Raw genomic sequence first — 21697 nt, 5'->3', positions numbered from 1 at the left:
GGCGCAGCCGGAGTTGCTCGTCGCCGGCGCTTCCTGTCGTTGTCCGCGACCTTGGGCCGCTGCTTGGGCTTCGCCGAGGCCGGCGGCGTTCGTGGCGTCCGGCTGGGCGGCGAGGAGGTCGGGGACGCGGACGGCGAGGGCAGCGTGACGGGCCCCTCAGCCTGGGGCGTCGGCATCGCGGCGGGCGTCGTTCGAGGTGAGGAGCTGTCGGCCTGCCACGAGAGCGACCAGACGCCGGCGCTGATGCATCCCAGCAACCCAGCGATGATCAGAAACCGCGGCAGTCGAAGACGCCGGCCACGAGGAGCGGGCGGGATCGGGGTGGCGTACCGTCTCCAGCCGAACGAGTCGAGCGCGGCGACGGATCGGCGCCGGTCCCGCATCGGCAGACCGTACGGCGGGCGCCCCACTCGGCGCGGCTCTTCGGAGAGGTTCTGATCGCTGTTCATGGTCCTCCTCTCGCTGCCCGTGCCTGTCAGGGTGGCGCAACGTGGCGGGCTCTGGCGGGAATGACGCGGGTGTCGAAGGGCAAGGCCCCGGCCGGGCCGGGGCCAAACCCGCCGAGAACGGGATCAGCCGTCCAAAGCGTCGTTGATCTTGCCGTTGATCTGGTCCTGCTGCCCGTCCATGCACTTGGCGTAGACCCGCAGGAGGACATCGACGCTGTGACCGGCGCGCTTGGCGACCTCGACGGCCGGGACGCCCGCGTTGAGCCAGAGCGAGACGGCCGCGTGGCGCAGGTCGTACGGGCGGGCGGCGAGCGACGAGGCGACCTGTTCCGGGGTGAGGGCGAGCCTCCGTGCCTCCTGCCAGACGTAGGAGTGCGCCGAGCTGGAGTAGGTGCCGCCGGTGCTCGTACGGAAGACGCGACCGTCCTCGGCGCTGCCGTACGTGGCGATGTGCTCCCGCAGCAGCTCGACCAGGACCGGCGGGATCGGGATCTCTCGGGTCTCCTTGTCGGCGCGGTGCTTGAGGCTGCGTGACTCGTGGGTCTCGCCGGAGTTGGTCCATCGCTTCGTGCCCTGCGGCCGGGCCTTCTCCAGGACGATCAGCCCCCATCCGTCCTCAGGCAGCGTGCAGTTCCGCAGCCGCAGGTCGGCCGCCTCCTCCGGCCGGAGCGCCGCGTAGTACATGCAGGCGAACAGCGCTTTGAGCCGCGGACCTCGCTTGCGTCCGACCTTGGGCACCGCGTCCAGGAGCAGCCGGGCCTGGGCGGGATTGACGACGGTACGGGGATCGACGGACGTGACCGCCTTCGGCACCGCCCACTTGATGCCGTCCAGCGGGTTGCTGGCGAACACCTTCTGCTCGACCGCGTGCTCCAGAAGGTGATGCAGGACAGCACGCTTGCGACGCACGGTGTTCGCCCCTGCCGGAGCGCCTGCGAACGTGGCCGAGATGGCGTCGAGCGCCGTGCGCAGCACGTCCGCCTCCCCCAGCGCTGACAAAGGCAGCGACGCTCCCTCCAGCCAGCGCAACACCGCGGCTTGCGACGAGTTCAGCGCAGCGCGCCTGCCCTCCGGCAGGAGAGCGTGAATCCGCAGCACCTCACGCAGTTCCTCGGCGGTAGGGCGGCGAGGAGCGTCCGCGACCAGGGCGGGGATCAGCGTGAGGAGCGCGTACGCGTCCGTCTCGCGGGTCCGGGCCGCCGAGGAGTTCCACCGCCGCACGACGTAAGCCTGCGCGAACTCCAGGAACGACGGTCCCGCCTGCTCAGCCGCCACCATCGAGACCGGAAGGCCGGTGGCGACGTCGAACTCCTCCCCCGCCTTCGCCGCCTGCCGCAGGTCCGACAGGAACGCGTTGGCCAGTCCCTTCGTACGGAAGCTCTTGGACTTCTGTTTGCCGGCCACCCGCCAGCGGGCGACGAACGCGTTGGTGGCGCGGTCGGTGCGCTGCTGCACCTGGCCGAGCTTCACGTCGTACGTGGTCTTCACTTGCCCTCCCGCCGCGCGTCGAGCCAGGTCATGAGGTCGCTCCGCCAGACACGGAGTTCGAGGTTGGGAAGCTGGACGCACGCCGGCGCCCGGCCCAGCTCCCGCCAGCGGTAGAAGGTGCGGCGGGAGACTCCGCCCAGTTCGGCGCAGACCTCCGGAACGGTCATCAGCCGGTCGTTCCTGGTCATCGAGGGCCACCGCCGGCACTCGGGAGGGGGACGCCGGTCAGCGCCGCGGCGAGGAGCTGTTCTCCGAGGGACAGCCCCTGTCCGGCGTACTGCCAGTGCGCGACGACCAGGACGGTGTCCTCGTCGAAGAGCGGCAGGCGCCCGGTGGCGATCTCTTCGGTACGCCGATGCTCCTCGCGGGTGGCCCGCAGAGCGCCCAGGGTGGTGGAGTAGCGGCGGCTCTTGGTGGAGAAGTGACCTCGGAAGCCCAGCATGTGAGCCCAGTGGATGAGCCGGAGGTCGGCCAACCCGGGCTCGCGTCCCAGGCGCATGCAGGCGGCGATCAGGCGGCGAGCGTGATCACGGACGGGAAGGGCCTCCAGATCGTCGAGAGGTTGGATGCGGCGGTCCAGGGTTCCGACGCATTCGGCGGCCTTGGTCGCGTACTTGGCGATGTAGGCGGCCACGGCCTGTTCGGTGAGATCGCCGTCCAGGGTGATACGGCGGACGTCGAGCTGCGTGCCCCAGCGGAAGGTCCGGCCCAGCGGCTTGACCTCCGCCGTCACGACGGCTGCCGCGTGGCGGACGGCCTCTTCAAGAGCGTCTGCCCTCGCCCAGGCGGGCGGCGGTGAGCCGGGCCCGTCCGGGCCGTCGAGGCGGATGACGGCGTGGAAGTGCACGACGCCGCGACGCTGGTACTCGGCGACCTTGGCGAACGCGATGCTGACGTGCTCGCGCAGCGCCTTGACGGTCAGCCCGTTGAGCCGGGCGAACCTGCGGCGCAGGGCGAGCGTGAAACGCCGCCACAGCTCGGGACTGATCGCGTTGAACAAGACCGAGCCGGCGTAGTCATAGCAGTCCGGGCAGAGCGGCTCGCCCACGCAGGGATCGTCGGCGCGGTGCCGGACCGTGCAGGACATCGTCCACCCGTGCGGGCAGACCTCGGCGTCGCGGCGCGCGTGGCAGGGCAGGACCTTGCCGCCCTTCTCCCGCCGCGCGTGGACGGCTCCGAAGGACGGCGCGGTCAGGGTGACGAACAGGCACGGATGCGCGCTGACCGTCTCCGGCACGCCCTTGCCGCCGACCAGGCCGGCCCGGATGAGCTGGTACGTGTCCGCCCGGTAGACCTCGGCGCAGGCCGGGCAGCGGGAGGCGCGGCGGGTCTTGCAAGCCACCCGCAGGACGCCGTTCGGCTCGCGCAGGGTGCTGTAGCGGTGCAGGAGACGGCCGGTGGCCTGGTCGTAGTGCTCGACCTTGCCGCGCAGGTGGATGGGTTGACGGCAACCGCCGGCGCGCTTGATCTGGCAGGCCCAGCGGTCGTATTCGGGGTCGTGAAGTCGGGCGATCATCCCGGCTATGGCGTGTGGGTGGTGCAAGATGGATCCGTCCTGTCCGGAGGAGATCTGGAGTGGATGGCCCCTCACCTGGCGCGGAACTTGGCGGTTGTGTGGCCAGGTGAGGGGGTCTCGGCTACGCGCCGTGGTTGTCGATTCCGGTGCCGTCGCAGTCGCGGCAGGTGTCGCCGTCCCCGTCGAGGCCCGTGCCGTTGCAGGTGCAGCAGCGGCCGTGGGCGAACGGCGCGACGCCGAGGAGTTCGAGCCCTGCGGCCCTTCCGATCCTCATGGTCAGCGGCTCCTACGCGGTGTGATCTTGAGGTAGATCCGGTAGTGCCGCGGGTGGTGCCGGTCGGGGAAGGCCCGCGACATGGACGTGATGGTGAAGAGCCGCCGCAGGTGGATCATGCCGAGAGTGATCTCCGCGCGGTTGCCTTCGAGGCGGATGCGCATGGTGTGGACCTCCTAGAGGTTGTCGATCTGGACGGAGTCGCGGTAGCTGTCCGCGGCGGCGTGACGGGCGCGGGCGGCGGCGAGGATCGCGATGAACTCGTAGCGGACCGGCCCGAACTCGATGGCGGTCAGGTAGTGGTCGTAGGGCAGGTGGTGGGAGTCGAGTGCCGTACCGAGCAGGGCGGCCACCCGATCCACCTCGGCGCGCATCTCGTCGTCGGTGCCGTTGGCGGCGAAGGCCCGGATAATGACGGAGGCCAGGGGCACCGGCACCTGGGGGTTGGCCTTGAAGAGGCCGGCCAGGGCGACGAGTCCGGCGATCACGGCGTCTCGGTCGTTGTTCCGCATGATTGATGACCTTTCAGTTCGTTTCCGTGGTGGCGGTCAGCAGGGTGTGGAGGAGGTCGGCGGCGAGCTGGTCCGATACGCCGAGGCGGTTGCGGAGGGCATCGCGGGTGATCGGCTCGCCGTGCTTGGCCTGGTGCTCGTCGGCCACGCGGCGGGCGTAACCGACGAGGTCCGGGGACGGGCCTGGTCGCTCGTTCTGACCATCGTGGGCAGGGGCGAGGGCCGGGCGATCGGCCGCCGGAACGGCTACGGGTTCGTCAGGACGAGGACGGGTCACGGGCATGTCGGCCGGGGACGGCTCCGGAACGTCCTCGCAGGTGTCGGGACGAGGGCCGGACGTCCGGCGTTCGAGCATGGAGACCGCGACGAGGAAGGCGGCGGCCGGGGTGGCGGCGGTGATCCAACCCCAGACGGTCGAGTCGGCTTGTTGCAGATTCGCGGCCAGGGACAGGACGACCCCGCCGGCCAGGACGAGCACGGGCCACGAGATCAGGCCGCGCCGCCGGCGGCCGGTCTTCTTGTCGCGCTGGCGCTCCCGGGCGGCCATGACGCAGGTCAGATCGATGCAGATGGCGACGGCCCAGGCCATCCAGCCGGACTGTCCGTGTTCGCGGGCGGTGTCGCGGATGTGGGTGAAGGACCCGGCTCCGGCGATGAGGGCCAGGACGAGGACAGGGCCGGTGTCGAGCAGCCAGCGGGCGAGGCGTCGCATCGGGTCAGGCCTTCCGAGGGTCCGGGATCGAGTCGAGGAACTCGGCAAGGTCGGCGTCGGTCATGGGCCCGGCGTGCCCGGCGACTAGATCAGCCCAGACCGGGGTCCGGTCGGCGTAGGTGGCGGCGGCGTACTCGGCGGCTTGCTCGTTGACATAGAAGGAGCGGGCGCGATACCACTGGCCATCCTGTGAGGCGACGATGGCGACGCCGGGTGTCTCGGCAGGGATGGCGCGCGCCGAGGCGAGGGCGGCCGGGTCGAGGTCGCCGAGGGTCATGGTGGCGGTCTCGGGATCGTTGACGCGGTGGCAGATCCGTCCGGAGCACTGGGCGCGGAGCGCGGTGACGCCGGGGCCGAGGTCGGAGCCGATCCGCTGGCCGCAGCAGAACAGGTAGATGCCGAACGCCCGCCCGAGCTGCGCGACCCTGAGCAGCGCGGTCGAGGTCCTGGCGATCTCGTCCTTCTCGCTCTTGTCGGCCATCAGGTACAACTCGGCCAGCTCGTCGACGAGGACGACGATCGGCGTCGGCCGCTGCTCGTCCGGCAGCTGCCAGATGTTGCGGGCGCCGGCCGCGCGGCAGGCGGCCATGCGGTTGGTCATCAGGTTGACGAGGTCGTCCAGGACGGCGACGCACTCGCCTCGCGTGGTCCCCAGCGCTGAGAGCCGCGGGCTGTACGGGGTGAACTCCACGCCGCCCTTGAGGTCGAAGCCGACCAGGGCGACCGGTTGCGGAGCGAGCCCCTGGACCAGGGCGTTGGCCAGGTTGGACTTGCCCGACTGCGTCGCCCCGGCGTTGAGCCAGTGCGGGACGGTCCTGAAGTCGATGATCCACGGACCGCCGGTCTCCAGTCGTCCCACGACGACCTTGAGCAGCCCCGGCGAGGTCGGGAGGGTCTCGACCCGGACAAGCGGATCGCGCACGGTGGCGGACAGGACCACCCGCCCGGGACGAGGCGACGAGACGCGAACCGCGTGCACGCCCCAGGAGTGGGCGAGCCGTTCGGCGGCGTCGGCGTAGTCGGCGGGGATCTGTCCCTCAAGGGTGTGCAGGGTGACCCGCCAGCCGTAGCGGGTGGGCTTGGGCAGCCACATGAACGGCCTGGTGTCGACGGCGACGCGCTGGAACCTGCGCCTGACCCGTACGACACCGGTCGAGGCGACCAGCCCCGGGACGGTGGTGAACCAGAAGCGCTGCCGCTTCTTGGTCAGGTTGCAGCCGAGAGCCACCTTGCGCCAGGTCGCCCTCACGCTGATCGCGGTCAGCGGGAAACCGATGAGGAGCCAGAAGGAGCGGTAGTGGAGGCGGCGCCAGGCCCAGAGCCCGGCCGCCGAAGCGGCCAGGACTCCGAGCACCAGGAGCGTGGTGTCAGGCACGGAGCGGCTCCGTGTCCACTGGCAGGAGCGCGGCGGCGCGGTAGGAGATGCCCCACCGGCCGGCGATCTCCCAGACGTAGCCGACCAGGCCGGCCGGGTTGACCTGCTGACCGGCGGCGATCGGGGGCTCCCCCGAGGTGCCGATCTTGACGAGTTCGATCCGGCCGTACTCGTCCTCGACGGAGACGGTGACCTCGTAAACGGTGTTGCCGTTCTTGTCGGTCTTGATCTCGCCGGTGTCCTTGTTGAGCAGGCGCGGCTTGGGCGCCTTCACGCAGGTGATCACGAGCTTGGTGGTGTCGACGGGAATCGGGATGGTTCGCATGAGAGCTGGTCTCCTTCGAGGCGATGTACTGCTTATCAAGATACCTAGATATCTAGTTTTGTAAACCAAGATAGCTGACTCGGATCGAGATTGCTTATCGGTTGCCCAGAGACCTAGGCATCTAGAACCGCTAATGTGGAGGTATGGCAACCACTGACCGGCGCCGGCCGTACCTGCGGATTGCCGAGGACATACGCCGCGACATCGCATCAGGCCGGTACGCAGTGGGGGAACGCCTCCCGGTGGCCCGCGAGCTGGCGGACCGGTACGGCGTGGCCATGATGACCATCGGCAACGCCCTGGCCGTCCTCCGCGACGAGGGCCTGATCGAGACCCGCCAGGGAGCCGGCAGCTTCGTCAGCCGGACCCCCGACGACGAGATCGCCGAGCCCGCCCCTGGCGAGCACAGCGAGGAGTTCCGCATCATCTCCGAGCAGCTCGCCGAGATCCGCCGGCACATGGAGAAGCTGACGATCAGGCTGGACGAGCTGGACGCTCGGACCCGGCCAGATCAAGCCGAGCGCTGATCACGCCTACGCGCCGCTGGAGTTCGACCAGGTCGAGCGAGATCTTCGCCAGTTCGCGCAGGAGAACCTGCCGTTCGATGTCCTTGAGAGCCATGAGTACTACCCCATTCGGTCAGGCAGAACGCCGAAGCGCCCCCGGGTTACCTTGACGGTGGGGAACCAATGTGCGCGAAAGGCCCACGGTTCTTGCGTTCAGCGGGACACAGCCGACTCGGGCCGCGTCCCGCCGGGCGAGTGAAGACCGGCAGCCGCCACGGCCGCCATGCATGCTCAGCAGTCCGAGCGGCCCATGGCCCGCCCCTTCACATTGGTGGGCACTCGCGAGCGCGGCGCTTCCACGCCGGCTTCGCCCTGCGTACACCGCCGCGACGACGGCCCGGCGTCCCTGCAGAGGACGACGCAGTGCGCCAACCGGACGGCGCTGTCTCGCGTTGTCCCTGACCTTGCACCCAGTAGAGCGGGCCCAGCGATCGACAGCGGCGCCGGCCCTGCCGGCGGAACCTCAGCTGTCTCGACCCGTGGCGAGGGAGACATTATCGGGCGACCTTGGAGCCGCCTCGGCTCACCCGAACGGGCGTCGAGGGCGTGCACGGCGTCGTCGCTGAGTGACCGTGAACTTTCAGCCCAAAGCACGGAGCCAGGGCTGCAGAGTCGGAGGGGGTAGTGCCTTGTAGGGCCAATCGCAACTCCTGTATGGAACTTGTGGACTTGCGAGAGTAACGGACCAGCTACGCACCGCGTTCCCGAGTTTCGCAGCTCAGCCGTCCAAGCCCGCACCTAAAGCAAGTAAGGGGCTTCGTCAATATCGCCTCAGGCTGGAATAATTGCGGCATTCCCCTCCAGCGTTCTCACATGACAAAAGCCGCTCATCGCTATAAAGCACCGCCGCCTCACCAGGCAAATGTGATCCGTGTCGCATTCATCATGCTCAGCAGCGCGTGCGTCTACGGGCGGCAGCCAGTACCGCGACACCTACGGCTGCTTGGCTTGCCGCCGTACGGCGTCATCTCGCCTCGCCGTTCATGATCTGCCGCCAGAGGGTCTCGGCCTCGCCGACTCTCACCCATGGGCTCTCGGCCACGACCGGCGGGGACACCGAGCGGTCATACCGTCGAACGAATCCCTGTCCCGCGGCTACGCACTGCTCGAAGACCAGAAGCAGGCATTCACAGGAGTGAGCACGCACGCGGACCCGTTCCGCGCGCTTCCGACTGCGCGTCCATCTGACGGGCAGCGCATCAGGTCGGGGCGGTCGTGGGTGCAGGCTGTGAAACTCGTCCGACGCAGCCATGGGAATCACTGCCCTTCGTCCGGTACGAGCACCAGTCCGTGCCCGGTAACGCCGGGCCGGACCGATGCGGCGATCAGGCGTTGGTGAGCGAGCAACGGACGTCAGCCGCGCCTGCATGCGATCACGGGCTCTCGCGTCCGTGTGCACATACGAAGCCCCACCCGGAGGGGCTTCAGGCCCTCGCCCACCAACGCCACGCCTCGACGCTAGCAATCCTGTAAGCCCCTGTCTACTCCATGGAGTTTCATGAAACGCCACGATCTGGAGTGAAGGGCCGCGAAACGCCCTCCTATTCTCAGAAGGTGGCCAGATATGTCGAGCACACGCGGACCTGGGAGTTCGACGAGGACCGCTCCCGCTGGGAACAGATCCTCGAAGTTCTCACCGCCCGAATCGACTCGGCCGAGTGGGGACCGAAGTACAAGATCTCCGAGGTCAAGCTCATGGAAGAGTTCGGAGTCTCCCGCCCCACCATACGTAAGGCGATGCAGCGCCTCAGAGCGGCGGGCAAGATCTACACCGTCCCCAACCTCGGCAGCTTCGTCAACGCCGGCCCCGAGGCGAGCGCCCCAGCCAACGGTCTCAAGGACAAGGCGTCGGCCGAGTAAGCTCCCCAGACGTGAGCCGACGGATCGACTACTACGACGACCCAAGCGCGCCGGCCGCGAACAGCTTGGTTCCCTCGGTGAATGTCGTCGTCACAAACGAGGCCGGCGAACTGCTGCTGATCCGCCGCTCTGACAACGACAACTGGGCCCTGCCGGGCGGCGCGATCGACCTCGGCGAGTCCATCCCTCAGGCCGCCATCAGGGAGACCTTCGAAGAGACCGGAGTCACCTGCGAGATCACCGGCTTGGTAGGCACCTACAGCGACCCCCGCCACGTCATCCACTACACGAGCAACGACGAGGTCCGCCAGGAGTTCTCCCTCGTCCTCACGGCCCGAGCCACAGGCGGACAGCTGACGCCCAGCACGGAATCCCGTGAGGTGCGCTGGGTGCCGCAGCATGAACTCAACGACTACGGGATGCACCGCTCCATGCGACTGAGGATCGGACACTATCTCCGCGGGAACGGCCCGCACATCGGCTGACTGGAGCAGCAGAGCCAAGCATCAACCGTGACCACAGACACGACGGTTCAGGCAAAAGCCCAGGTCGCGCGCATGATCGCTCGTGTCTAGTCCCATGAGATGCCTGACGTTTCTGTCCCACGACATGAGCGACAGGTGATCTAGGAAACATGGCCGACCTTGTTGTACGGCCGATGAGCTTTGACGTTGCGGACCGGCAGATCGGTGGTGCGATGCACCGTGCGCGGCCCCTCGTCCAGATCGATGGTCAGCGTGGTGTCGCTGACGTGCACGGTGACCACCCGGCCGACATACAACCGGCCGAGGGAGACCCTCTGCCGGGTCACCATGATCACACCGAAGGTGTTCGCGCGGCGCTGCACCGTCACCGGCGACCGCTCCGGCACCGGCGGCGGCCCGGCCGGCCGAGCGCCGCGCAACTGCAGGCACTTGGCCCAGATCAGCGGGTTCGGCCGGACCCGCAGCAGCTGCCGGGACTCAGCGTCGAGGAACATCAGCGTGTTCTCCTCGATCCGGATGGTGACCCGGCGCCCGCCCAGGATCTCCGCCGCCAGCAGATACCGGCCGGCCAGGCTGACCATGCCAGACTTGGTCACCGTCCGCTCCACCTCCACCACCGCATCGTTTTCCGCCTGCGGCAGCGGCGACGGCCCCGCCGACCGGCCACCCTCGGCGAACAGCCGGACCAGATCGCTGGTCGACAGATGCGAGCGCAGGCTCTTCAACCGCACCCCGCCCACCAGCAGATGGATCACGTTCACGTCCGCCCAGAACGTGATCACCTGACCGGCGCGGGCCGGACCCAGCCAGAACTGCTTGCCCGCCACCCCCAGGTTGCCGCTGGCCGGCACCACCCGCTCGAACTCGACCGGCCCACCCGGCCACGACACCGCTGGAGCCGCCGGCTGCCCGGCCACGGGCATGTCCTCGTCGCTGCTCTTTCGCTTGGGCGTGGCAGCAGCGGCGTCGGCAGCAGGAGCCGGATCCGGCGCGGCGGTCAGGATCGCCGGCAGGCGCAGCGGCAGCAGCTCCCGCTCCGCGGCATCCACCGGCGTGAACCGGTCGGCGGGAACCGCCATGTCCAGGCTCTGATGCGGCCGGGCGGTGTTGTAATGCTCCACCCACGCATCGAGTGCTGCCTGGAAGGCGGCCAGGTCCTCGAACGGGCCGGCGTCCTCCAGCAGCTCGCGGCGCATCGTCTGGTGGAAGCGCTCCACCTTGCCCGTCGTGGTCGGCGAGCGTGGCTGAGTCAGCCGGTGCACGATGGCGTTGTCCCGGCAGATCCGGTCGAACAACACCTCCCCGCCATGGCCGAACCGCGCGGTGAACTGCTTGCCGTTGTCCGTTAGCACCTCACCCGGCGCCCCGAACGCCCGCAGCGCCTCGGTGAAGGCCAGGCACACGGCCCGGCCGGTGGCCCGCACCACCGCCTTGGCGATCACACAAAACCGCGAATGGTCATCGACGCCGGTGACCACCTTCACCTCACGCCCATCGGCCAGGAACACCCCGCCGATGATGTCCAGCTGCCATAACTCCATCGGCGCCTCCCGCTGCCAGCGCCGATAGACCCGCTTACGCCGCCCCGCACCGGGCTCGATCAGCCCATGACGCACCAGCGCCCGATACACCCCCATCCGAGACGGCGGCGGATCCACACCCCGGCGGCCGGCCTCGTGCGCCAGCCGGACCGGACCCCACCACGGATGCCGGCGCCGCAACTCACACACCAGCACCTCCACCTCCGCCGCCATCTGCGACGGAGACGAATGCGGCCGCCGCGAGCGATCCACCAGAGCGCCCAGCCCCGACTCCCGATAACGCGACACCCAGCCCGACAACGTCTGCCGCGCTACCCCGACCTCGCGGGCGACCTCGGTCACCGGACCGCCGGCCAGCACCGCCAGCACAGCCCGATACCGCTGCTCCACCACGGACATATCCACCAGGGCCAATCCCGGCCTCCTGACGCACGACGCCGCAACGACGCACGCCAGACTGGCCGAAAACAGCACCTGTCGCCCATGTCCTGGGACTCATCCGTCAAGCATGTCCCGGGACAGCACAAGCGCATGATCGCTCGACTGGATGAGACTTTTCTCTACGTCTATCAAGGCGGGCCGGTCGGCCAGCCGGCCGGGCTGCGGCTCTTCGGCCGGTCCCGGCCGCCGCCGCCCGCGCGCCCCAAGGACGGGGAAGGCGCCACTTAAGGCCGTAACGATCGCTCACTTCGGTTCTCATCAGATGTAGTCGGGGCGATCGGCTGCCGCGCGGCTTCCGGTGCTCGGGCCTAGCGGCCCTGCGCTCCGGGTCCGCTTGCCATCGGTCACCGTCGTCCCATGCCGTTTAAGTCCCCGGAAACTCGCGACTTGCCGCTTGGTGCCCCTTAGATCCCCTTGGCTGCTCCCCACAAACTCGATAGCCTCCAGCGTAGGTTCCATGTACCTCTGGCCAGCGAGCGAACTTGTCGCACGTGGGCCGGCACGCAATCTGAGAGATACGAGGATGAAGAAGCAGATGTCATCTGATCAATTTGAGACAGAGAGTGATGAACTTAACGTCGAAGAGGAAACTGATCTTGAAGATGGAGTCGAAGACGAAATAGAAGACGAAGAAGGCCCCGAAATATATCAAAATGGCGCGTCCATTTTTGAGGACATCAGCACGTATACGCTGGACTGGTCCGTTAGCAGCGTAATGGAACGTCTCGAAAGAGGCTTTATTGACGTTTCACCACCATATCAACGCAGGCCTGTATGGAACCAAGCAAAGAACTGGCGATTTCTTGAATCCCTAATGCTTGCCATTCCGGTGCCGCAACTGGTTCTCGCTACAAAAAAAGGGGCCAAGGGAAAGTTCATCGTCCTAGACGGAAAGCAGCGTCTACTCGCTCTGAAATTTGCACTTGAGCTGGAAAAGGAGATTAGTCGTCGACGATTCTCTGGAATGGAGATTCTGAAATCGCTAAATGGGAAAACTCTCAGAAAAATCAGAGAGGATGACGATCTATCCGGCTACTGGGACAGCCTTCTTGTCCAGCCGATTCGAACCGTCGTGGTACAAAATTATGCAGATGAGTCGGTCCTCCATACAATATTCCACAGGCTGAACCAGAACAGCGTCAGTCTCTCACCACAGGAACTTCGCCGAGCACTAATGCATGGCGATTTTATGGAGTGGCTCGACAGGATCTCGGCAGAGTCTCAGCAAGTGCAAAGAGCAAGGAGGCTAAAGAAGCCGGACTTCCGAATGCGTGACGCTGAGATGGTGCTCAGGTTTTTCGCGTTGGCGAGAAGATTCGATAGCTATAACGGAAACCTTCGCGTCTTTCTGGACGAAGAGGCGAGATATGCGACCAGGCGCTGGTCCACCGTTCATGGGGAATACGAGAATCTGGCGGCCGAGCTCGATGTAGCCATCGAGGCGGCATTCGACATCTTCGGCGACAACGTCTTCTTTCGATATGACGGTAAGCGCTTTATCGGGCGATTCAACGCCCCTCTATTCGAAGTACTCACTCTCACACTGAGATATGAGGATATCAGAAATGCTTGCCTCGACGCACCGGCCGGACGGCTGGAAGAGGTTCTGAAACAACTCAGCATATCCGAACCGTTTAAAGAGCATATAACTTCGACCACAAAATCGATTATCGCCACACAGGGGCGTATGCAAATTTGGATAGAGAGCGCCCTGGAGCGTGAGGTTGGTCTAACGGGCATACGCAGCCGCTTTGGATTGTGATAGTGGCAAGTATATCCAGACGCCTAAAGCGGTTACGAGCACGCGAAAGCGCCTTGCGCCATCATCTTTTGGGGCCTTCGAAGTCATGGGGTGCGCCGCCCACGGACGTGGAGTCAGATCGTGCGATGGGATATCGGGTGCTCATGCATGCAGAGGTGGAACGCTATTTTGAGGAAGTAGCGCTTTGCTCACTGCGAAGCGGCCAGAACCTTTATAAAAATCGGGGTACCATCCAAGCAAGTGCCGCAGCCGCAATCTCTCACTATCAATCACACTTATTTCTGAAGAAGGAGTCCAAACTCAGGACGACACGGCTACTGGACGGAGCCACCATCGCCACCTTGATGCCAGACATACTTGACGAAACATGCGACTGGTTCGAAAGATCCATAGTCGCAAACAACAACGGTATTAAACCGGAGAACCTAGTTCGTCTAGTCGGGTACTTAGGCATCGATCAAGGAGATATCGATCCCACTCTATTCGACGCCTTGAAGACCTTCGGCAATGAGCGTGGAGACGCTGCTCACTTGAGCCGTCGCGAGATAAGGCGAAGATACCAGGGGAAGTCTAGGAATGCGCCGAGAATTCGACGCCTACCGTCACCTTCGGACGAAGTGATTGCAGTAGATGCCGTTTTGGCACTACTTCCGAGCCTAGATCGTCTCGTTCATGCGGTAAGTAGAACCATAATCTGGCCATTGAACTGATGTCGATACTCCAAAGGGTAGGGAGACGTCCTAGAGTTTGTCTGCCGCCGGCTCGGAGATGCCATCTGACCTTGTGCCACCTTCGCGGACCGACAGGCCGTGGAGGTAACCAGCTTGAGTGAGGTGACCTCATGCCGGGCTACCTTCCGAGACGGCCCTTTGCCAAGCGGTTAGACGTAGCGAGGTAACCGTCGGACGCGTCATGAAGGAGCCGCGCCGACACACCCACACCACCGTCCGCACGCGCCTGAGCATGGCCTCCATCAGCCGAGCAGGGCCATTGCTTCGCCTGAAAAGCGGAAGGCCGGCGGTGCCCCCTGACCATAATATTCGACCAGTAAAGAAGCCTCGGAGCGGAGATCGATCCGAGGATGGAGTGATGAAAGCAACGCTGACAGCGTCACTGTAGCCATATGGAGTACGCTCCGAGCGGTTTATCTGGCGTTGGATTGATCGTTAGCTGATCTTGTTGGCCTGCGCTGCTAGCCCGAACAGTACACCGACTGTCAGCCTGACCACTTCTTGCGCCTCTGATGGCATTTGATCAAAAACATGCTAGTGCGTCTGCTCTGGTGCTGTGACCGGAGTGCGGTCGAACCCCGTACCATTCGAACGCGATCATCGCTGCTACTTCCTCGTTGGGCAGCCCGAACAATTCGGCGATCTGGGGAACAGCCTGGGGCGCTGGAGGTTGGCAGGCCTTCTCCTTGATCAAGGCATGCCACCAGGCTGACGAGCGTGCCCCGCGGCTTCCAGCGGCCATGTCCTTGTACGAGTAGCCTTTAGACCGGACCTTGCGCGCTTCGTCGGTGAAAGGTCTAGTCTCCATGATGCGATGTTAGACTCATATTACGGACCGTTCAAATGATGAAATGGCGGGAGGCCCTCCCCTAGTGTGCTACCGCCAGGTCTAATAGATCTTCCACGCGCTGTGGACCACGCCGGGAGTGACGCGGCGGTCTTCGGTAGCCGCGCCGTCGGAGCCAAGCGCCTTGGCTGCAGAGGACCGACACAGGGCCACATAGTGTCCGGGTTTTAGCCGCTTTGCCCCTGCGTCAGAACAACGAGCTTGCTGCAATTCCGCAAGATGCATTGCGTCATCTGGCAAGAGATGTCATTCTGCTCGCTCGCAGGGCGATTCTCTGGAGGTTCCGTCATGTTCGTTCATGGGCAACTCACACGGAACCAAGGAATCGATCCGCGGAACCTCGCGTTCGCCTCGATCGACCTCGAAACCACCGGTCTCTACCCGAACAAGGGATCACGCGTCTGCGAGATCGGGATCGTACGCATGCGCGGCGACGGCGTCGTCCTCGACGAGTACTCCACCCTCGTCGACCCGGGGATACGCATCATCAACGACGAATATCACGGCATCACGAACGCCGTCGTCAAGGGTGCCCCAACCTTCCAGCAGATCGCCGGCGACGTACTCGCATATCTAAGCAACGCAATCGTAGTCAGCCATAACCTCGACTACGAGGACAGGTTCCTCACCGCAGAATTTGGGCGGCTAGGCATCAACCTGCGCGACATCCCTGGCCTGTGCACGCTCGTCATGACGAGAACCCAACTGGATCGGTACGGCTATCGCCTCGACGATGTCGCCAACCTGATCACCGGTGAGTGGCCCGCCGCATCTCATTCTGCATTGGGCGACGCCCGCACACTGGCCAACATGCTCGCCAAGGTCATCACCCAAGCTCCGCAGCGCCTGTCCTGGAGAGGACCGACGCCGGTGGCATTACCGCCATATCCTCGCACCGGAGTGATGGCTCCACGCGCTGCGGGCCTGCGTAAAGGAACAGAAGGTTGGCTGGCCTCACTCACAGCCCGGCTTCCACTGATGGCACAACCACCTGCACCTCAGCCCCAGGGTGTCACCGACTACCAGGCGATGCTGGGGCACGCTCTTGCCGATGGCCGCATCGTCGGAGAAGAGGCTCAGCAACTGGCCCTTCTAGCTGCTCGTGCCGGTCTCACGCAGCTGACTGCTCGTCAGGTCCATGAAAGCTTCCTGGCGAACGTCCGGGCGAAGGCAGAAGCCGATGGTGTTGTCACCACCGCCGAACTAAAGGAACTTCAGCGCGCCGCCCGGGAGCTAGCGGCGACGCATTTGATCGGAGACCTCGAGCAGGCCGCTGCAGCCGATCGCGCACGCAGAAACGGACCGCTCAAAGGTTGGCGACTGCTTCCGGTAGGAGACGCCCCAGGAGTTGCGGAGGTCATGGACTTCGCCTCTACTCACGGCGCCACTGTGGCGGCGAACGTGATCAAGACCGTACGCCTAGTGGTAGCTGACTCGCCTGCTGGTGACGACCCTCGCCTCCAGAAGGCGACAGCCGCCGGGATAACGATCCTCTCGTCCGGCGAAGCGATGCAGCTCCTTGAGAAGGAAGTCGAGACGGCCCACGCTGGCCTGTTCGCTAACGCGCGTGGTCAGGAGCTGGCCGAGCAGCTAAGCGCAGAGCAACGTCAACAGGCGTTGAGGCAGCGCCCGGAGTGGCATGAGGCTTGGCGACCCCGAGAGCTCAGCACGGCCGAATATCGAGCTCTGTTCGTCGATCGCTACCTAGACTGGGACGAATCCCGGCGTACCGATCACACCACTCGCGTCACGCTCCAGCCTCATAGCTCGGCTTCTGCTCGACAGCCACATCGGGCCGCTTCCAAGCGAACCAGTGGCTGTGCTGGTGCTTTGGTTGTGCTGGCAAGTGGGGCCGCCGTGCTCACTGAGGCGGTTCGACAGCTCCTTGCCTGACCAAGGCAGGACACAAAGGGAGCCGCGGCAACTGCACCAGTTTGCTGCCGAACGCGTACCCTTAGCGAGGTCGCCTACCTTCAGTACTCCTCCTAGTAGAGGGAAGGGCCTCTGCCAATCCCCGACGGGTTCATCCGCGACTCGGGATCATTCTGCAGCGGGAACGAAGTGCACCTCACTTCTTCAGGCGTGTGACCTCTTGCTCCAAGCCCGGCCACGCGAGGCGTATACCGGCCCTCTGGCACAGTGCGACCCAGCGATCGTCGGATGGTTCCCGCTCGATCCACAGGATCCCCAGAACCCTTTCGGCGCGGTGTCCTAGTTGGTCGACATAGTCGAGGACCTGACCAAGGCCTAGCCTTAGCTGGTTGATCTCATTGGCGCGTGTCAGCGACTTGATCTCGCACACCGTGAGGCAGTCGGCGTCGGAGCGCCAAGCAAGGTCGAAATCGGGATCAGCTGGCCCCGGGGATAGTGGCTCTATGCCACGAGCCCGTAGTTCGGACGCAAGTAAGTTCTGCAGTCGTCGGTGTGCGCGAAGGTTACGGCCGTTGAGCTCAGTGTTGGGCGCCGGCGTAGTGGGCACGGGCACGACATCTTCATCTGCTTCGCGGTACCCAACGCCTACAGGCACTTCCGGGCGCAAGACTGGAGCGCCGGTGCGCAGCATGTGGAAGCGGATGACCTGACGTTCAGGGCCGCCGCCTGTTTCGGGAGCTCGTCCATACGACCATGGTGTGGTCGGATCAAGTACGAACTCACCCACATAGCGAACCTCTCCTCGTGACCCTTCGAACAGTCGTAGAGCGCGCCCGTCCTGGGCATGGTCGCGAATGGCCTTGTTTCCGCGGGTGAAGCTCTGGTCGCCAGTCTGTCCCTCTCCCGTGTAGTGGAAGGTGCCGTCCTCAGCCCACTCGTCGTAGTACCCGTGCTCATGGCCAGAGCTAGGGTCCGTGAAGATGAGGATGTTGGGGGTGCTGCGAGAGGGTGAGATGCCACCTTGTCCGCTCCCCCCATAGCGTTCGTGCAGCTGAACGCGCCGGATCTTTTGGCCTGGCTCCAGCTGCCATCCGCCTGAGTCCTGCATTGCGAGAGGCTGTCTGGATTGGGTCACCAAGGTCACGAGACGGTGCCACTGAGTCTCAGATAGGCGATGCGGGTTGGAGGCAAACGGTTGGGTGAGCAGCGTAGCGCCGGCTAGCAGACTGTCGCCCCTGACCGTATCGCGCGGCAGAACAGGCTCTACCCAGGTCGTGATGAGAATGGGAACGACCCATCGCTGTCCAGTGGGGGGATCAGCCCAGTAGTCAGCATCAGCCGAGTCGTTTGCTTCGTATGTGGCGCCTGCGATCTCTCCGATGGCGGCGATCCCTCCGGAGGAGCCTGTCAGCCACAGCGCGAAGGGGTCTCCTGGAGAGATCTCGCCGCGGTACCGGCCGATCGTCCAGTCCTGAGGCTTCTTGCCATCTCTTCGCATGCCCAGAAGATCAAACTTCGCCGAGTTACACACCAATACCCATGCAGGCATCCTGTTCCGCCTCTCTAGCAGTTGATCTCGCACTGAGCTTGTTCCGCTTTGACGGACACCATCGTTGTGGTGTTCAGGCTGCTGCGGCAGCCTCGTAGTCGGCAGGGCTACGGTAACCCAGGCTGCTGTGCAAGCGGTGCAGGTTGTACCAGCCCTCGATGAACTCGAAGATCGCGCTGCGGGCAGCAGCGCGGGTGGGCCAGGGCTGGGTGTCGAGGAGCTCGCCCTTGATGGTCGCGAAGAACGACTCGGCCAGAGCGTTGTCCCAGCATTGGCCGGTGCGTCCGACCGACAGCCGCACCCCGAGCCGTTCGGCCAGGGCGGCGTAGGCGGTGCTGGTGTACTGGCAGCCCTTGTCCGAGTGAAAGATCACCGGCCCTACGGGGTGGCGGCGTGCACATGCCTGGCGCAGGGACTCGGCGACCAAATCGGTGCGCAGGTGATCGGCCGTCGCCCAGCCCACCACCCGGCGGGAGGCGATGTCGATGACGGTGGCCAGAAACAGCCAGCCCTCCTGCGTCGGCACGTACGTGATGTCGCCGCACCAGCGGGTATCGACGGCGGCCGCATCGGGTGTGAAGTCACGGCCAATGAGATCCGGCCGGCTGCCGGCGTTCGGGTCGACGACAGTGGTCTGCCGCCGGCGGCGCCGATATCGTCCGGCCAGGCCCAGCGCGCGCATCAACCGGGCCACCCGCCGCCTCCCGCACCGCTGCCCATCGCGCTGCAACTGCGCATGCACGCGCAGCGCGCCATAACCGCCTCGTGAGCGCGCGTGCACCTCGGCGATGCGCTCGGCCAGCTCCCCGTCGCGCATCGCGCGGGGCCCGGGCACGCCACTGCGGCGGGCATAGAAGGCGGAACGGGAGACTCCCAGCAGCTCACACGCCCGCTTGACGCTGTGGCCGCCCTGCTTCTCCGCCTCGATGAACGGATCCACGCTCACCGGGTCTCCCTCACGAAGAAAGCCGTCGCCCGCTTGAGCACGTCGACATCCTCACGCAGCCGCCGGTTCTCCCGGCGCAACGCCTCCAGCTCCTGACGCTCGCTGCTGGTCAGCCCGTCCCGCTGCCCGGCGTCGACCTCGGCCTGACGGATCCACTGACGCACCGCGGTCTCGGTCAGGTCGAAGTCCTTGGCCACCTGCCCGACCGAGCGGTCACCGCGCTGACACAGCTCAACGATCTCGGCTTTGAACTCCGGCGTGAACGAGCGGCGAGGACGCGGCTTCTTCTTCCCCATGCTCTCCATCATGGACATCCTTCCGGGGACCAGCCCCTGATCTCGGATGTCCGTCAAACCGGATCAAGCCCACACCATATCTATCGGCCCCACTGTCGCAAGGGCGTGAGGTGTTCGGGTGGAGCGGGATTCATTGGGACAGGTCACATCGCGACTGCCTCGACATCCCGTATGGCCGGCACGAGTACCGCAACCGGACCCGACTGGTTGCCTGGGGCGAGGCTCCTCCCCGGTATGACGGGCGAGGACAAGCGAATGCCGCCACGGAGGTGTAGTGCGACGGCCACGCTTTGGTATCAGGCGACAGGCAGACTCCGGGCTTGCGCCCGCGCGGAGGATCGAAGACTCCTCAGATACGGATAGAAGGTGTGGTGTCGGTTCTGATCAAGATTGAGAGGCAGATCTAGCTGGGCAATCAGCTCTGATTCTGCTGCCCACGGCTCGTCGTGCTGCATCCAGCACACCCGGGCATACTCCGCCATCCATGCAGTGAGCTCTCGCTCGCCGACTAGCCCGAATGTCAGCCGCTTGCCGCTGCCAACTCGTCGCAGCTCTAGCCCCAGCAGACAGCCCAAGGTGAGCCGCAAGGTCGACCCCTCGGCGTTGCCGCGGTAGTGATAGCGCACCCTACTGCGAAGGTTCTGCCTGCTGGCCCGGGCCGTCATACGACGAGGGGCCATGCCAACGTAAAGCAGCTGGTTGCAGGGCAGACGTGGGTCAGGCGCTTGCTCGAAGTACCAGCCGTAAACGCCAGGCGCCGCCGGCACCGGACTTGGCTGCGTTAGCACCTCAGAGGCTCGCCACAACGTGGTGGGCTCTAACAGTTCAACGGCGTTCATCGCTGCCTCCGGCGCTGCAGCTCATAGGTAACGGCCTCCATCGCGACTCGTTTGTCATCCAGAGCGGGCATCGCTCTGCTGGCGAAAGGCAGCTCTAACAGTCCAGCTACTCCCCCAGCTCTGCACTTCGGTACGCGGTGTACGCCCTCGTGTCATGCCTTGAGTCATCAGCGATGCTACGCATCGCTTGAGGATGCTTTGCACCCTTCAGTTTGATCGCTAAGATTCGAGCACCATTTCACGTGTGCACCTTATGTCCAGTTTGTGCATAGAAAGCAGGATGTATGCGAGTCATGATGCAGCCAGCCAGCTTAGCGACAGCCTCCGTACGCCGGCACTACGAAGACACCATCCAGCGCCCTGTCGATCTCGCTACCTACAGCTCCCTGCTTGGTTCGAACCTGGACCTCCTTCTTTCCCTCTACCCCACCGGCGTTGCTCCCATGTGGGGTGTCACTCCGGGCAAGAGAAACGTGAATGTCGGCAAATACAGCAAGCTACAGCCCGGCGACTACGTGTTCTTCTACGGCCAGAAGCGCCTTTATCTCGGTGGACTAATAACCCACCTCTTTCGTAACGCACAACTGGCCAGTCTGCTGTGGGGAGTTGACGACGAGGGGCAAACGTGGGAGTACATGTACTCTCTCGACGACCTCAAAGGATGCCATATTTCAATCGAAGAGGTGAGAGATTGCGTCACCGCTCTTGGGCCGAAATTTTTCGTCCAGAACCCCTACATTGTCGAAGGCGCAGACGCTGAAAGACTCATTGATATTGCTCAGGTAGATATCGGGGATGTACCTGTAAACGGTAGCCTAGAGCATACAGATCTAGCGCCAGAGGGGATACCGTTCACCGGCGAGCTGGACCGAATGGTTTCTAGCGCTAGTCGTCGTGAGCAAGCGAAGCTCAAGCAGCTGCTACTCCCTGGCCTGACTGGTGAATGCGCTCTCTGCGGACGGACGTTCGAAAGGCGCCTTCTGGTCGCTGCACACATCAAGAAGCGCGCTGCATGCTCAGAAGAAGAGCGGCGGGACTTTGAAAATATCGCAATGCTTAACTGCATCCTCGGATGTGACGCCCTGTACGAACATGGGTACGTCACTGTGAGCCCAGGCGGAGATATCTGGATCAGCAAGGCGGCGCTCAACGGCCAGAGCGTTAAAGAGCACGTTGAACGGCATCTAAAAGGCCGCGTCGCCACTTGGTGGAACGAAAAGCGTGAGCGCTACTACTCCTGGCATAGATCCCACGCGTACCGAGGCGACCTACCCGCTTAGCAGCGGAACGGGTTTTGTCTCCTGCACGCCA

Annotated in this window: 21 protein-coding genes; 7 read left to right on the top strand and 14 right to left on the bottom strand. The window is 64.8% G+C overall.

The annotated features are described in order from the left end of the window. Nucleotides 1–572 precede the first annotated feature (572 nt). From AB0H75_RS37315 to AB0H75_RS37275, 9 genes are all read right to left on the bottom strand, one after another. Nucleotides 573–1937: a tyrosine-type recombinase/integrase gene (locus tag AB0H75_RS37315; protein WP_367804376.1), complete on the bottom strand. Its 1365-nt coding sequence runs from the start codon at nt 1935–1937 to the stop codon at nt 573–575. Next, nucleotides 1934–2125: a helix-turn-helix transcriptional regulator gene (locus AB0H75_RS37310; protein ID WP_367804375.1), complete on the bottom strand. Its 192-nt coding sequence runs from the start codon at nt 2123–2125 to the stop codon at nt 1934–1936. Before AB0H75_RS37310 ends, AB0H75_RS37315 begins: the two co-directional genes overlap by 4 nt. Beyond that, the gene (locus tag AB0H75_RS37305; RefSeq protein ID WP_367804374.1) at nt 2122–3453 is read right to left on the bottom strand and encodes a replication initiator; all 1332 of its coding nucleotides are present in this window, start codon (nt 3451–3453) and stop codon (nt 2122–2124) included. Before AB0H75_RS37305 ends, AB0H75_RS37310 begins: the two co-directional genes overlap by 4 nt. Nucleotides 3454–3574: 121 nt before the next feature. Continuing rightward, complete coding sequence (locus AB0H75_RS37300; protein WP_367804373.1) at nt 3575–3727, bottom strand: hypothetical protein; 153 nt, start codon at nt 3725–3727, stop codon at nt 3575–3577. Between the two features lie 2 nt (nt 3728–3729). Further along, a complete protein-coding gene (locus tag AB0H75_RS37295; protein WP_367804372.1) occupies nt 3730–3891 on the bottom strand; it encodes a hypothetical protein in 162 nt (53 codons plus the stop codon). A 12-nt stretch (nt 3892–3903) separates the two neighbouring features. Further along, nucleotides 3904–4239 (bottom strand): hypothetical protein, encoded by a 336-nt coding sequence (locus AB0H75_RS37290; protein ID WP_367804371.1) that lies wholly within the window; start codon nt 4237–4239, stop codon nt 3904–3906. A 13-nt stretch (nt 4240–4252) separates the two neighbouring features. Beyond that, nucleotides 4253–4951 carry a DUF2637 domain-containing protein gene (locus tag AB0H75_RS37285; RefSeq protein WP_367804370.1) on the bottom strand — a complete coding sequence of 233 codons (699 nt, stop codon included), beginning with the start codon at nt 4949–4951 and terminating at the stop codon, nt 4253–4255. A gap of 4 nt (nt 4952–4955) precedes the next feature. After that, nucleotides 4956–6326, bottom strand: coding sequence for an FtsK/SpoIIIE domain-containing protein (locus AB0H75_RS37280; RefSeq protein ID WP_367804369.1), 1371 nt, complete (start codon nt 6324–6326; stop codon nt 4956–4958). Then, nucleotides 6319–6651, bottom strand: coding sequence for a hypothetical protein (locus AB0H75_RS37275; protein ID WP_367804368.1), 333 nt, complete (start codon nt 6649–6651; stop codon nt 6319–6321). The genes AB0H75_RS37280 and AB0H75_RS37275 overlap by 8 nt, the downstream gene beginning before the upstream one ends. A 143-nt stretch (nt 6652–6794) precedes the next feature. Here AB0H75_RS37275 and AB0H75_RS37270 point away from each other — a divergent pair, with 143 nt between their 5' ends. From AB0H75_RS37270 to AB0H75_RS37260, 3 genes are all read left to right on the top strand, one after another. Next, the gene (locus AB0H75_RS37270; protein WP_367804367.1) at nt 6795–7178 is read left to right on the top strand and encodes a GntR family transcriptional regulator; all 384 of its coding nucleotides are present in this window, start codon (nt 6795–6797) and stop codon (nt 7176–7178) included. A gap of 1593 nt (nt 7179–8771) precedes the next feature. Then, complete coding sequence (locus AB0H75_RS37265; protein WP_367804366.1) at nt 8772–9077, top strand: winged helix-turn-helix domain-containing protein; 306 nt, start codon at nt 8772–8774, stop codon at nt 9075–9077. An 11-nt stretch (nt 9078–9088) separates the two neighbouring features. Beyond that, on the top strand, nt 9089–9562 hold the full coding sequence (locus AB0H75_RS37260) for an NUDIX domain-containing protein (protein ID WP_367804365.1): 474 nt from the start codon (nt 9089–9091) through the stop codon (nt 9560–9562). 140 nt (nt 9563–9702) lie between these two features. On the opposite strand, the gene AB0H75_RS37255 is transcribed toward AB0H75_RS37260, so the two are convergent. Further along, the gene (locus AB0H75_RS37255; RefSeq protein ID WP_367804517.1) at nt 9703–11508 is read right to left on the bottom strand and encodes an IS481 family transposase; all 1806 of its coding nucleotides are present in this window, start codon (nt 11506–11508) and stop codon (nt 9703–9705) included. Nucleotides 11509–12067: 559 nt separating this feature from the next. Between AB0H75_RS37255 and AB0H75_RS37250 the strand changes: the two genes are divergently transcribed. The 3 genes from AB0H75_RS37250 to AB0H75_RS37240 all read left to right on the top strand — a co-directional run bounded on the left by AB0H75_RS37250 (nt 12068) and on the right by AB0H75_RS37240 (nt 16777). After that, nucleotides 12068–13306, top strand: coding sequence for a DUF262 domain-containing protein (locus AB0H75_RS37250; protein WP_367804364.1), 1239 nt, complete (start codon nt 12068–12070; stop codon nt 13304–13306). A 125-nt stretch (nt 13307–13431) separates the two neighbouring features. Then, nucleotides 13432–14016, top strand: a complete 585-nt coding sequence (locus tag AB0H75_RS37245) for a HEPN domain-containing protein (protein WP_367804363.1) — start codon at nt 13432–13434, stop codon at nt 14014–14016. 1069 nt (nt 14017–15085) lie between these two features. Further along, nucleotides 15086–16777, top strand: a complete 1692-nt coding sequence (locus AB0H75_RS37240) for an exonuclease domain-containing protein (protein WP_367804362.1) — start codon at nt 15086–15088, stop codon at nt 16775–16777. Nucleotides 16778–16952: 175 nt separating this feature from the next. Here the strand turns inward: AB0H75_RS37240 and AB0H75_RS37235 are convergent, their stop codons facing one another. The 4 genes from AB0H75_RS37235 to AB0H75_RS37220 form a co-directional block, all read right to left on the bottom strand. Next, nucleotides 16953–18305 (bottom strand): hypothetical protein, encoded by a 1353-nt coding sequence (locus AB0H75_RS37235; RefSeq protein ID WP_367804361.1) that lies wholly within the window; start codon nt 18303–18305, stop codon nt 16953–16955. 73 nt (nt 18306–18378) lie between these two features. Next, nucleotides 18379–19251 (bottom strand): IS3 family transposase, encoded by an 873-nt coding sequence (locus tag AB0H75_RS37230; protein WP_367804360.1) that lies wholly within the window; start codon nt 19249–19251, stop codon nt 18379–18381. After that, nucleotides 19248–19547, bottom strand: a complete 300-nt coding sequence (locus tag AB0H75_RS37225; protein ID WP_367804359.1) for a transposase — start codon at nt 19545–19547, stop codon at nt 19248–19250. Before AB0H75_RS37225 ends, AB0H75_RS37230 begins: the two co-directional genes overlap by 4 nt. A 296-nt stretch (nt 19548–19843) precedes the next feature. Further along, nucleotides 19844–20386, bottom strand: a complete 543-nt coding sequence (locus AB0H75_RS37220) for a GIY-YIG nuclease family protein (RefSeq protein ID WP_367804358.1) — start codon at nt 20384–20386, stop codon at nt 19844–19846. Nucleotides 20387–20670: 284 nt separating this feature from the next. Here AB0H75_RS37220 and AB0H75_RS37215 point away from each other — a divergent pair, with 284 nt between their 5' ends. Next, nucleotides 20671–21666, top strand: coding sequence for a hypothetical protein (locus tag AB0H75_RS37215; protein WP_367804357.1), 996 nt, complete (start codon nt 20671–20673; stop codon nt 21664–21666). The last annotated feature ends 31 nt before the right edge of the window (nt 21667–21697 follow it).

Origin of the sequence: Nonomuraea sp. NPDC050783, assembly GCF_040802095.1 — a bacterium.
Lineage (GTDB): Bacteria > Actinomycetota > Actinomycetes > Streptosporangiales > Streptosporangiaceae > Nonomuraea.
The sequence above is the reverse complement of the archived record's forward strand: the minus strand, read 5'-3'. Positions and strand labels throughout refer to the sequence as shown.